This window comes from Marinicrinis lubricantis, assembly GCF_042658665.1.
GTDB lineage: Bacteria > Bacillota > Bacilli > Paenibacillales > KCTC-33676 > Marinicrinis > Marinicrinis lubricantis.
In genome coordinates this window covers 22056-34521 of record NZ_JBHSQV010000158.1, presented here as the reverse complement: position 1 = coordinate 34521, position 12466 = coordinate 22056, and the positions used below count along the sequence as shown (strand labels likewise).

The 12466-nt window shown below is 47.4% G+C and carries 11 protein-coding genes; 1 reads left to right on the top strand and 10 read right to left on the bottom strand.

What is annotated here, in order from left to right:
* Positions 1 to 149: 149 nt before the first annotated feature.
* The 8 genes from ACFPXP_RS12960 to pth form a co-directional block, all read right to left on the bottom strand.
* Entirely contained in the window at positions 150 to 428 is a 279-nt protein-coding gene (locus ACFPXP_RS12960; protein ID WP_379894676.1) for an RNA-binding S4 domain-containing protein, read from the bottom strand.
* Positions 428 to 700, bottom strand: coding sequence for an HU family DNA-binding protein (locus ACFPXP_RS12955; protein ID WP_379894675.1), 273 nt, complete (start codon positions 698 to 700; stop codon positions 428 to 430). Before ACFPXP_RS12955 ends, ACFPXP_RS12960 begins: the two co-directional genes overlap by 1 nt.
* Before the next feature lie 128 nt (positions 701 to 828).
* Entirely contained in the window at positions 829 to 2310 is a 1482-nt protein-coding gene (locus ACFPXP_RS12950) for a bifunctional methyltransferase/pyrophosphohydrolase YabN (RefSeq protein WP_379894674.1), read from the bottom strand.
* 31 nt (positions 2311 to 2341) lie between these two features.
* Positions 2342 to 3994: a putative polysaccharide biosynthesis protein gene (locus ACFPXP_RS12945; RefSeq protein ID WP_379894673.1), complete on the bottom strand. Its 1653-nt coding sequence runs from the start codon at positions 3992 to 3994 to the stop codon at positions 2342 to 2344.
* Between the two features lie 249 nt (positions 3995 to 4243).
* On the bottom strand, positions 4244 to 4786 hold the full coding sequence (gene spoVT, locus ACFPXP_RS12940) for a stage V sporulation protein T (protein WP_379894672.1): 543 nt from the start codon (positions 4784 to 4786) through the stop codon (positions 4244 to 4246).
* A gap of 227 nt (positions 4787 to 5013) precedes the next feature.
* A complete protein-coding gene (locus ACFPXP_RS12935) occupies positions 5014 to 6021 on the bottom strand; it encodes a peptidylprolyl isomerase (RefSeq protein ID WP_379894671.1) in 1008 nt (335 codons plus the stop codon).
* Positions 6008 to 9532 (bottom strand): transcription-repair coupling factor, encoded by a 3525-nt coding sequence (gene mfd, locus ACFPXP_RS12930; protein WP_379894670.1) that lies wholly within the window; start codon positions 9530 to 9532, stop codon positions 6008 to 6010. Before mfd ends, ACFPXP_RS12935 begins: the two co-directional genes overlap by 14 nt.
* 193 nt (positions 9533 to 9725) lie before the next feature.
* On the bottom strand, positions 9726 to 10286 hold the full coding sequence (gene pth / locus ACFPXP_RS12925) for an aminoacyl-tRNA hydrolase (protein WP_379894669.1): 561 nt from the start codon (positions 10284 to 10286) through the stop codon (positions 9726 to 9728).
* A gap of 124 nt (positions 10287 to 10410) precedes the next feature.
* On the opposite strand from pth, the gene ACFPXP_RS12920 reads away from it, so the two are divergent.
* The gene (locus ACFPXP_RS12920) at positions 10411 to 10611 is read left to right on the top strand and encodes a hypothetical protein (protein ID WP_379894668.1); all 201 of its coding nucleotides are present in this window, start codon (positions 10411 to 10413) and stop codon (positions 10609 to 10611) included.
* Between the two features lie 101 nt (positions 10612 to 10712).
* Here the strand turns inward: ACFPXP_RS12920 and ACFPXP_RS12915 are convergent, their stop codons facing one another.
* Both ACFPXP_RS12915 and ACFPXP_RS12910 read right to left on the bottom strand, forming a co-directional pair.
* Complete coding sequence (locus tag ACFPXP_RS12915) at positions 10713 to 11348, bottom strand: 50S ribosomal protein L25 (RefSeq protein ID WP_379894667.1); 636 nt, start codon at positions 11346 to 11348, stop codon at positions 10713 to 10715.
* 61 nt (positions 11349 to 11409) lie between these two features.
* A complete protein-coding gene (locus ACFPXP_RS12910) occupies positions 11410 to 12360 on the bottom strand; it encodes a ribose-phosphate diphosphokinase (protein ID WP_379894666.1) in 951 nt (316 codons plus the stop codon).
* Positions 12361 to 12466: the final 106 nt, after the last annotated feature.

Below are 12466 nucleotides of genomic sequence, written 5' to 3'. Positions count from 1 at the left end.
TATACCTTGTAGACGAAATTCGTTCTACCGGGCATCCTGTTGCCTTCTTTAGACTCAAGTGTTCTTGGCCCCCGCTTTGTTCCAGCGACAACGGTAATACGAGGAAATACGGCTTTCACAGAAAAAAAGAAGACCTGCATGAAGCAGGTCTAATCTTCTTCCTCTGGCGAATTTGTACGGCTTTCTTCTTTGAGTACCGTATACATTTCAGCAGCTTCTTCCTTCTTCGTGGTTTCCACAATCTTATCCACTCGAACCGTAACCAGTTTTTGACCGAACTGAATGAGCAACTCGTCTCCAACCTTAACGTTACTGCTGGCCTTGGCTTCCCGGCCATTCACCCAAATGCGTCCCGCCTCGGATACATCCTTAGCGACCGAACGCCGTTTGATTAAACGGGAAACCTTTAGGAATTTATCCAAACGCATTATTTTACAGCTTCTTTTAATTTGTTACCAGCTTTGAAAGCAGGTACAACGGTTTCAGGGATTTTGATTTCGTTACCTGTTTGCGGGTTGCGTCCCACACGACCGGAACGTTTGCGAGTTTCGAAAGTACCGAAACCGATTAATTGCACTTTATCCCCTTTTGCAAGTGCATCCGTTACTTCACCAAGGAAACCGTTCAATACGGCTTCAACGTCTTTTTTGGAAAGTCCGCTTTTCGCAGCAATGTTGTTTACCAAATCTGTTTTGTTCATCTTTCATTTGCCTCCTAATTCATGCTAATGCGAACGAATCAGTGTCCGCACCCTATTTTTAATGTGGCTTTCGAGGATAATATTCTGCCTTTGCGAGGAAATTCCTGCTATTTCGCCAAAGTTTTTTTTCAAAACTCGTATTTTTTTGCTTGCTGCCAGAGATTTTCCATCTCTTCTAGGCCAGTATTTTCCAAATCTTTGTTTTTTAACCTTAATTGTTCCTCGATATAACCAAATCGATGCTTAAATTTGCGATTGGTTTGATTTAAAGCAGCCTCTGGATCGATCTTCAGAAATCTCGCAGCATTGACTGCGGCGAATAGAACATCACCCAATTCCTCAGCTGCATGCTGTGCTTCACCGGATCGATGAGCCTCCTCCAATTCTTGAACTTCTTCGCTCAATTTATCCAGTACGTCCTCCAGTCTCTCCCAATCAAAGCCCACTTTGGCCGCTTTCTTCTGATATTCCACCGCCTTCATGAGAGCGGGAAGTCCTCTCGGAACGCTGTCCAACAGCGATGTCGCTTTACTTTCTGCAGCTTTTCCTTCCTTCTCCTTCTTTTTCATTTCGTCCCAATTCGTCAAAGCTTCTTCGACATTTTTCGCGGAACGCGCTCCGAAAACGTGCGGATGTCTGCGAATCAGCTTTTCATTCAACGTGCGAATGACGTCCCATACATCAAATCCGCCTTCTTCGGATTCAATCTGTGCATGAAGCATGACCTGAAGCAGCACATCGCCTAGTTCTTCCTCCATCGCAGCCGGGTCGTCATCGTCGATTGTCTCGATCACCTCATAGGTTTCCTCAATTAAATATTTGCGCAAGCTTTGATGCGTCTGTTCCCGATCCCATGGACAACCTTCAGGACTGCGGAGTACCCGCACGATGTCGACAAGCTGATCGAATGTCCGATTCAGCACTTCATCCTCTTCCTGCTTCGGAATCCAGATCAGCGAACGATTGCCGTACTGCAAACGGTCAATCTCATATAAAGGAACGCGCTCCATCTTTTCTTCACCCTGGATCCCCAGAGAATGGGCAACCGTCACCTCCATACTGTCGGGATATATGTTCATCAGCGTCAGCTTCACATCAGAAGCGGTAAACGTATCATACACCTGTGTCACGATTGTATGTAAACGAGGATTCAGCTGATTGTGATGCATGCGTCCGGCATCCAGCAGTTGGAATCCGTTCACCGGGTCGAGGCCCAAGCGGAGGAATACTTGGTCAAGGAAGCTCTCCCCTCCCTGAATATCCAATTCAATTCGCTTATGACCGCACTGCTCCCGCAGCAGCATGACCGTCGTTTCAGCGACCGATGGATGGCCTGGAACGGCATACACAACCGCATCCGAGGAGTGCTCCGCTTCCTCCATTAACCGGTGGCAGATTTCTTCATATACTTCCGTGAAATCGTCAAACTGCTCATATACCGAATCGAATGTATCAAATCCAATCTGCTGCTCTCTAAGCCACCTCGTTACCGGATGCTCTTCCGTCCGAAGATACAGCTTCTTAGCCTCCTTTAAGATATCCACAATGCCGAGCGTTAGCTGTTTTTCGTCACCGGAGCCTAGGCCGACGACGATGATTTTTGCTGCCATTTCTTTTCTCTCCTCTCCTTGTGACCTGCCTCTATTTCAATTCCTTAGCTGCCAGCTTGTTCCCGATCAAAGGAATCATGTTCAGTTGATCCCTGTTCAAAACCCCCAGCTTGATTAAGGCCATTCCATACACCAGCGCACCCATCAGCACGGAGGTTAAGGTTACAGCCGTCGCTGTCACTCTAGCGGATAGATCCGGCCAGATCAAACCCATGCTGTAGTCCACGCCTTCCTTCCAGCCCCATACTGCAGCGGCCATAACCACGGTGGAGGCGATCGGTTTCCATAGGTCGTCCTTGAACCGAATCTGGATATAATTGCGCCGAGCCAAGTATATCACGTTCAATGCGGCCGCTGTGACGAAACTGAGCACCGCAGAAAGTGCCGCGCCGCGTATGCCGAAATGAGGAACCCACAACACATTAAGCAGAACCTTCACGCCTGCTGCGGCCAGCAAATGAAGGGCTGGGATTTTTACAGCATCCAGCCCCTGCAGAACGCTGGAGGTCACAATGTTTAGCACACTGAAGGCGATCGTCCATGCGAGCAAGAAGATCGTCCATGTTCCGACAGCATCCTTATAGAGCATCACATTCACCGGCATAGAAAGCAGCGCAAGCCCGGCAGAAGAAGCCAGACCGATGATCCAGCTTATACGCAGTGAATTCCCAACACGAGAAGACAAGCCGCCCCAATCCTTCTTTGCCTTGCTTTCTGCGATGGCCGGAACAATCGCCACCGACATGGAGCTAAACAGCATGGACACCATCTGCATGAGCGGCAGGCCCCTGGCATAAACACCGTATTGCTCTACAGCTTGCTGTTCCGAGAATCCTTGCACAGCGAGCAGTCTTGGCAGGCTAAAGGTGTCGACAATATTCAGAATTGGGACTACGACCGCCCCCAGACAGACGGGAATCGCGTATGCCATCAGCTTTCTAAAGAGCTGGACTGACGAGAGAGGCGGATGCACTTTCTCCTTCATGACGTCGAGATGATTCCGAGAAGACAAACGGATACTTCGTTTTTCCTTGAGCCTGTAATAAAGCATGACAAGGAGCCCTGTCAAGGCACCTACGGCTGAGCCCAGTGTAGCCCCCGCAGCAACCATATCGCTGCTCATGGACCTAGAGGTTGTGTAATATAAAAAGACGACCATTGCCGTCACTCGCAGCAGCTGCTCCCATACTTGAGAAACGGCTGTTGGAATCATGTTCTGCATTCCCTGAAAATAACCCCGCAAGACAGACATCAGGGGAACGAACCATAGCGCGAAGGCTACACTTTGAATCGCCGGTACCGTGTGGCGGTTTCCAATCCATGTTCCAATCAAATCCGCACCGAAATATAGAAAGGCAAAAAAAATAAAGCCCGTTATCGATAAAAATATAGAGGCGTGACGAAGAATACGACCTGCTTCTGCCGTATCGCCGACACTTACGGAATCCGCCACAAATTTGGACACAGCGACCGGAAAGCCCGCCGTCGCTAAAAATAAGATGAGCGTATAAAACGGATATACAATAGAGTAGATTCCGAAAGCTTCATCGCCGCCAATATTTTGCAGAGGTACCTTTTGGAGTACGCCTAGCAGCTTGGAGACCATCGCCGCAGCGCCTAATACCGCCGCTCCCCGGAGCAGCGAAGCCGCGGGATGAACGCGTGAAGGAATATGCTCTTTCATCAGGCACCTCCTTTGTAGACATCCCCATTATATCCCAAACGAGGCAGCTTCAAAAGCGATCAACATTTGTGCTTTCTAGGGAACATGCAGTGGAGTACCATTCCTATGTACAAAAAAAACGCTCCCGTTCCTCTCTTGCCGCAGACTTACGCTGCGACTCATGGAACGGAAGCGATCCGATAGATATCTGTCGATGCCGGAAATTCCACATCCGCATACGCATGGAACGCCTTGCCAAGCTTCTTCGAGCTATTGTTCCATCTGTTTCGCCAAAAAACCTGCCGCTGTTTCAGCCATCTTGATTTCCAGTTGGCTCATATTCACCGATTCATCTTTGCTGAGCAGCAGTACAGCACCAATCGGATCACCGCCAGCAATAATCGGAGCAATGACAAAGGAACTGATTTCTTCGTTTTGATCCTTGATGACATCATATTGACCCGAATTGGTCTCAACCATCGTTTTACGTTGATCCATGCTCATTTCTACAATGGTGCCGACACTCTTCTCCATGTATTCCTTCTTCGATGCGCCAGACACCGCAATGATTTGATCCCGATCTGTAATCATGGTTGTATGTCCAGTACTTTCATATAATGACTCCGCATATTCCTTGGCAAAATCGCCTAGTTCCCCGATCGGTGAATATTTTTTCAGTATCACTTCGCCGTCGCGATCTACGAATATTTCTAATGGGTCTCCTTCGCGAATGCGCAGCGTACGCCGTATTTCTTTAGGTATAACAACCCTTCCGAGGTCATCGATTCTACGCACAATTCCAGTTGCTTTCATGCTTCTTGTTGCCTCACTTTCCTGGAGATTTGTTCACTGGATAATACGTGTATTGTTTTTTTGTTACTGACCATAGTATTCTTCTGCTCCCATTTTCTTATGCATTGAAGCCATTTACGGAAATTGTAGGGAGGATTTCTAGTCTTGGTGCTCTAAGCCGCACGAATCTTATTTTTTCGCAAAAAAAGGGCGATCCCACAAAGTGGAATCCCCTTTTTCTAAACTGCCTATTCTTCAGGCAAATCGATTTCCTTCAAATAAGACCCTAGATCATTCGCTAAAAAGTCTTGGAATTTCTTCTCCACGAGTTCACCCTTTACGATCTCCTGTACGGATGCATCCTCGAAGGTCGGCACATCCCGCTTGTCCACGCGAATAATATGGTATCCGAACTGCGTTTCTACAGGATCGCTAATTTGGCCGACTGGCAGCTCCAATACCGCTTTGCGGAAATCGGCATCCCATTGATTAATATCGGCATCTACATAAGAACCGCCATTATCTTTGGAACCCGGGTCTTCAGAATACTGCTGAGCCAAAGCAGCAAAATCCCCGCCGTCATCCAGCTTCTGCTTGACTTCCTCCGCCAGCTCCAGCGCTTCATCGCTCGTACGTGTGTCTCCGGCTGTAATTAAAATATGGCTCACCGATGCGCTGGTCAGATAAGCATAGGGATCGGCGGCGATTCTTTCCTCGTACTGTTTTTTCATTTCGTCTTCAGTGATACTCTTTTCAAGCTGTGTAATGGCATTGTTTTGAAGCAGCATATACTGCTTGTACTCTTCTTCACTGAGCCCATTGGATTCGAGCAGACTATTCCACTGCTCCTTCAGCTGCTCATTCGCATTCAGCTGCTCCGTAATGGTGGCGTATGCTTCGTCCGCCTCTTTCTTCAATTGATCCATTTCCTCCGCCGATGTTTGCGATTCAAGAATTTTCACTGCTACGTACTGTTTAAGCAGGTCTTCTTCAAAAGTTTCGCTAAGGGCGGCCCTTTGCTCAAAGTAAGGATCGTTCACCTTCTTCATTCCCTTAAATTGATCAAATTCCTCCTGTGTCACCTTCACGACTTCGCCGCCGTCTTTTTCCAGCGTATATTCGGCTACAGCTTGGCCATCTCCTCCGCCTTGAGCGGAGTTCTGATTATTCTCATTGTTCCCGCCGCATGCGGACAAGAGAAGGATGCCGGCCAGCAGTAATACCAACCATGGAATGTTTCGTTTAGGTTGCCGCATTTTGAAGTTCTCCCTTCGATTTTAGTACTTCTGTATATTGTGCCATAAAACGCAGCAAAAGTTCCATCGCTTGCTCGCTGCTCATGCCTCTGCAGCCGACAGATATTTTAATCTCCGAGCCGGCGCTGATCTTCATCCGCTTCTCGTACTGGAGACTGATCTCAAACAGCTTTTGACCGTCAATATTCGAGTTCTGTTCTGGATCGATCGTGATGACAATCTCATCGCCCTTCTGAATGACAGACAAGATCCGATATAAGCTGCCATACACCTTCAGTCTTGCAACATCAATTAAATTAGAAACCGCCTGTGGCGGGTCTCCGAACCGATCGATCAGTTCATCCAGCAGATCATCCGCTTCATCCAGCGACTGAACGGCGGCGACCTTTTTGTATATTTCGATTTTCTGCATGCTGTCGTAAATATAATCCGAAGGAAGGTAAGCGTCGATATTCATATCGATCTGAGTAGACACGGCCTTCTTCTCCGGCTCCGCTTTGCCGTCCATCAAATCTTTCCGTTTTTGAATTTCTTCCGCCAGCATTTGCGAATACATGTCAAATCCGACAGAGGCGATATAACCGTGCTGTTCCGATCCAAGTAAATTACCCGCTCCGCGGATGGCCAAATCCCGCATCGCGATTTTAAATCCTGAGCCGAGCTCCGTAAATTCCTTGATCGCCTGTAATCTCTTTTCAGCCACTTCCGTCAGTACTTTGTCACGTTGATACGTAAAATATGCGTAGGCAATTCGATTGGAACGGCCTACACGTCCCCGCAATTGATACAGCTGGGACAAGCCTAATTTATCCGCATCATGTACGATTAATGTATTCACGTTCGGAATATCCACGCCGGTTTCAATAATGCTCGTACTGACCAGCACATCATACTCGCCATCCAGGAAATCGAGTATCGTCTTTTCGAGTTCCTGCTCCGACATCTGCCCGTGACTGACGGCAACCCGTGCGTCGGGAACGAGCATGGAAATCTGTTCAGCCATTTGGTATATCCCCTGCACTCGATTGTACAAGTAATACACTTGGCCGCTGCGTGACAGCTCCCGTTCAATCGCTTCCCGCACCAAGGTCGGGCTGTATTCCAGCACGTAGGTTTGCACAGGGAAACGGTTTTCCGGAGGCGTTTCGATAACAGATAAGTCTCTGACGCCCAGCATCGACATATGCAGCGTCCGCGGAATCGGCGTTGCTGTCAAGGTCAGCACATCCACATTCGTCCGCAGCTGCTTCAGTTTTTCTTTATGCGTCACGCCAAATCGCTGCTCTTCATCGATAATAAGCAATCCTAGATCTTTAAACTGCATATCCTTGGAAAGCAATCGATGCGTCCCGATCACAATATCAACGGTACCTGCTTTCAGCCCCTTCGTCGTTTCGTTCTGCTCCTTGCGGCTTCGAAAACGGCTGAGCACCTCAATATGGAACGGATAATCGCTGAAGCGCTCCTTGAACGTCTCATAATGCTGCTGTGCTAAAATGGTCGTCGGCACCAGTACAGCAACCTGCTTGCCTTCGATGGCCGCCTTGAATGCAGCTCGAATCGCAACCTCCGTCTTTCCATATCCTACGTCTCCGCACAGAAGGCGATCCATCGGATACGGCTTCTGCATATCCTTCTTTATTTCCTCTATCGCTCGGAGCTGATCCCTTGTCTCCTCATATGGAAACATCCCTTCAAATTCCTTCTGATAAGGCGTATCCTTGGAAAACGCATACCCCTGCGTCGATTGCCTTTCCGCATACAACTTAATTAAATCATCGGCGATGTCTTTTACGGAGGAACGCGCTTTATTCTTCGCCTTGGTCCACTCTGTACCGCCTAATTTATAAATTTTCGGCTCTTTATCCTCGGCCCCTACATATTTCTGAACGAGATGGATTTGATCTATCGGAACCGACAGCTTGTCACCGCCGGAATACATAATATGAATATAGTCTTTATGGATTCCGTTAATTTCCAGCGTGCCGATGCCGACGAATTTACCGATACCGTGGTTGACATGAACGACATAATCGCCTTCCTTCAGCTCGGTATAGCTTTTAATCCGCTCTGCATTCTCCATCTTTTTCTCAATTTTTTTCGCTTTTCTCTGCTTCTGCGAAAAGATCTCGCCCTCGGTTATGACCGTCAGCCTTGCTGCAGGAAACTCATAACCGGCCAGCAGGTTACCGTTTAAAACTTTAGGCTCTTCAATATCATAATCGCGCAATATCCGCTTCAATCGTTCAACCCGATCCTCACCATTGGCGAGCATCAAAATATCAGTGCCTGATTTTTTCCAGCGCTCCATTTCTGCCTTCAAAACGTTCATCTGTCCATGGAAATTTTGCATCGCGCGGCACATGAAATTTACAATGTTTTGAGGTTGAGTTTGGGGAATTTGTCTTAAAAACAATGACGAATACAAAACAGAAAACTTCCCGTACTGAAATTGCGATTCATACGTTTTGCTCAGCACAAGGCTCGGCAGCGATTCCCCGTTTTGAAGCATGAGAGCCACGGATTCCGCTTCATCCTTCTCCATTTGCTTAGCGGTTTCCAGCAGCCTCATCGGTTCATCCATGAGAATAAAGCTATCTGGATCGATATAATCAAGCAGCGTATGCCGCTCCGGATACAGCAAGGATATATATTTAAAAATACCTTGGAAATACATTTGCTGGCGCAGCATCTCGATATCTTTTCCGAGTACCTCCAGCAGTTTTTCCTTAGCAGATCTGTCATTCATTTTAGAAAGCTGGACTTGCAGCAAATCATATACATGGTCGGCCGCGTTTTGGAAGCGCTTTATATCCGATATAATTTCACGACAAGGAATAATGGTAATCCATTCGTGGGTTTGCGTCGAGCGCTGTTCCACGGGGTCAAAAGAACGAATCGAATCAATCTCGTCTCCAAACCATTCCATTCGATAGCCGTGTTCCGTTTCTAATGGATAAAAATCCACAATCCCGCCTCGGACGCTCATTTCACCCGGTGCTTCGACCCGATCCGTTCGCTCATAACCAAGCTCCACTAAATGCTGGGTAAAAGCTTGAATTGAAATTTCCTCTCCTACCTTAATTGTCAGCTGTTTAGCAGCGAATACTTCCTTACTTGGAAGCAGCTTGCGCACACCGGCATAAGGAACGATAAGGACGCCACTAAAGCCGGCTGCTAGTTTAGAAAGCACCTTAATCCTTTGCCCCTGCATCTCAGGACTGGCAATCGCGGATTCGGTGACCGTGATCTCATTGGCAGGGTAAAGCAGCACATCGCCTTCTGGCAGCAGCTCCTCCATATCTTCAGCAATTTTTTGGGCGGAGAACATGTTGTGCGTGATAATAACCATCGATCTATTCAATTCCCGATGGAGCACGGCTGCCATCACCTGACGAGACGATCCCGCCAGTCCGCATACCAGCTGCTCCTTCATCCCCGACTGGATGCCCGCCACGATGGAAGCAAAATCAGAATCTTGCACAAAATACTTTTGAAGTGTTTCGAGCATCTACTTAAGGAACCTCCCCACAAAAATATCCCAAAGTGACTAGATCCAATTCTGGTCGGGTCATCTTCGGGGTATGACTGCATCTCATTTTCATGCAAAAATAACTTCCCTCTAAACTGGATGTAAACCTAATGTATGCCGGCAGCCGGGAAGCTATAACTCCAGTATAGCCCTGCCGCATAACAAGTAAACTTTAGCCGTTATACTTTCCCATCACTTTCTCGAACGGATCATCCAGCATCGCCCGCATCGCCGCACAGGTGTGATCTATCGCGGCTTGCAGAGGCTCCCTCTCTGATTTAGGAAAGGAAGAAAGCACATAGTCGGCAATATTCCATCCTTTTTCTGGCCTGGAGATCCCTATCCGGATCCGATTGAACTGCTGAGTACTTACATGCTGTATAATCGATTTGATTCCGTTATGTCCGCCCGCACTGCCCTGATATCTCAGGCGGATCTTCCCTACTTCAGTATCCAAATCGTCATAAAGCACCACCATTTCTTCCAGATCCGCTTTATAGTAATCTAGAAAAGCTCTAACCGATTCTCCCGATAGATTCATATATGTCATCGGCTTGATTAAGACAACCTTCTGTCCATCAATATGTCCTTCTGCGATGTCTGCTCTGCACTGTTTTTTATTAAAGGATAGTCCCCACTGCTCGGCAAATTGATCGAGCGCCATAAAACCGACATTATGCCTTGTGTCCTCATACTGCTTACCGGGGTTTCCTAAACCGACAAACCATTTCATTGATTCCTCCCCCTTCCTGCTCCGATTCATCAAAAATTCATAGAAATATTTTTATCATAGATGAAACGATTCGACTCTCTCGATTGTCATCATTATGAAATAAACGAAAAGCGGGTGATTGTGAGTGTATTATAATGGGCAAACGCTGACGCAGGATGTTCATTTCCAGGACCATATTGAGCATGGGGTTCCTGTTCAAATCTACAACCATGAAATGCACTATGATATTGGTTTTATCGAACATTACGATGAACATTATATCGTCGTCAACAATACGCCTTATGCTAGAGAGTGCTACCGATTCGTATCGAGACCTGGATATTAGACAAAGATAAAATCATATGAATATCCTGTTCTTTTGACAAACGCGTGATGGGTTACACTCATCTTGAAAGGATCCGAGTGTAACCCTGATATGGCTCACCTTTAAACTTCTACTGGCTTCTCTTGCTCCGCGTCTGACCTCTCGCCTTGCGCCTCATCGAGCGCTTCAGCTTCTTCCTCTTCTAACTTCTGAACCGCCAATACCGTAACAATGACTTCCGAACCCTCTTGCTGCAGTTCCAACCCAGCTGGCAAAGGCACTTCCTCTGCTGTTAGGCTTTCTCCTGCATGCAAATGCTGAATATCCACTTCAATTCGCTCCGGCATTTCTGTAGGCAAACAGCGGACGAGAACGGAGTGATGCTGAACCTGAACCATACCGCCCTCTTGCTTCACCCCTACAGGGTCGCCTTTGAAATGCAGAGGAATGCTCGTTTCGACTTTCTCGTTCATTTGTATTTGATGGAAATCAATATGCAGAATATTGCGGTTAATCTCATCCCTCTGGATCTGCTGAATCATGGTGGGAACCGTTTTACCGTCCACTTGAAGCTGTATGATTTGATTTGCAGCCGTTTGAAGCAGCGGCATGATTTCCTTTTCCGGCACCATAATATTTACATTGCCGATTTGTTTTCCATAAACCACAGCAGGAACATTTCCCGACCCCCGCAGCGCTTCCAACTGCGATGCGGTCTGCTTAGCGTCCCTTGTTGCTGCATGAATCGTTGTTACCATAGGAAAATCCTCCTGTTCAGGTAGATACATTAATACTGTACCCTGAACAGGAGGTTTCCAATCAGCTTTCGAACAATTTGCTGATCGACAGCTCTTCGTGTATACGGATAATCGCCTCTCCCATCAGGGGAGCGACAGACAGCACATTAATTTTGGAGGACGGAGATCGCTTTTCCAGCGGAATCGTGTTGGTCACAACTACTTCTTTAAGAGGAGATTCATCGATCCGCTGCATCGCAGGGCCAGAAAGCACGGGGTGTGTACAGCATGCATACACATCCTTGACACCTTTTTCTTTCAATGCATTGGCTGCTAATACAATGGTGCCGGCCGTATCAATGATGTCGTCAATGAGAATCGCTGTTTTGCCTTCAACTTCACCGATGATATTCATGACCTCAACTACATTCGGCTCAGGGCGACGCTTATCGATGATTGCTAGAGGAGCGGCAAGGTAATCTGCCATCTTCCGTGCGCGTACAACACCGCCATGGTCTGGTGAGACGACAACAATGTCATCCAGCTGCTTAGACTTAAAATATTGACCTAAAATCGGAACGCCGAGAAGCTGGTCAACGGGGATATCGAAAAAGCCTTGAATTTGCGTGGCATGAAGATCCATTGCAATGAGCCTGTGTGCTCCTGCTGTCTCGATCAAATTCGCGACCAGCTTCGCCGTAATCGGATCTCTCGAGCGGGCCTTACGGTCCTGTCTCGCATAGCCATAGTATGGCATCACCACATTAATGGTTTTAGCTGATGCCCGCTTCAGGGCGTCAACCATCACCAGCACTTCCATCAAGTGATCGTTGACTGGCGCACAGGTGGATTGAATGACAAAGACATCCGACCCGCGGACACTTTCATTAAGCAGCACCTGGATCTCCCCATCACTAAACGTCTCTACCTTGGAATCCCCTAAAGGAATTCCAATGACATCGGCGATCTCCTTGGCCAGTTCTGGACTGGCATTGCACGTAAATAACTTTAGTTTTGAATCTGCGTACGACACTTACCGTTCCTCCTGTTTGCTGTAGCCGCTATTTGTTAGATAGGTGAATCCATTTCATAAATATTGCATCGTCATTCAATCTTGATCGAAGCAGCAAAAGGTATTA

Coding starts and splice junctions, on each gene's coding strand:
- spoVT (WP_379894672.1), bottom strand. CDS start 4,786: ATGAAAGCAACTGGAATTGTGCGTAGAATCGATGACCTCGGAAGGGTT.
- ACFPXP_RS12935 (WP_379894671.1), bottom strand. CDS start 6,021: ATGCGGCAACCTAAACGAAACATTCCATGGTTGGTATTACTGCTGGCC.
- ACFPXP_RS12960 (WP_379894676.1), bottom strand. CDS start 428: ATGCGTTTGGATAAATTCCTAAAGGTTTCCCGTTTAATCAAACGGCGT.
- ACFPXP_RS12915 (WP_379894667.1), bottom strand. CDS start 11,348: ATGGTAACAACGATTCATGCAGCAACAAGGGACGCTAAGCAGACCGCA.
- ACFPXP_RS12950 (WP_379894674.1), bottom strand. CDS start 2,310: ATGGCAGCAAAAATCATCGTCGTCGGCCTAGGCTCCGGTGACGAAAAA.
- ACFPXP_RS12955 (WP_379894675.1), bottom strand. CDS start 700: ATGAACAAAACAGATTTGGTAAACAACATTGCTGCGAAAAGCGGACTT.
- mfd (WP_379894670.1), bottom strand. CDS start 9,532: ATGCTCGAAACACTTCAAAAGTATTTTGTGCAAGATTCTGATTTTGCT.
- ACFPXP_RS12945 (WP_379894673.1), bottom strand. CDS start 3,994: ATGAAAGAGCATATTCCTTCACGCGTTCATCCCGCGGCTTCGCTGCTC.
- pth (WP_379894669.1), bottom strand. CDS start 10,286: ATGAAATGGTTTGTCGGTTTAGGAAACCCCGGTAAGCAGTATGAGGAC.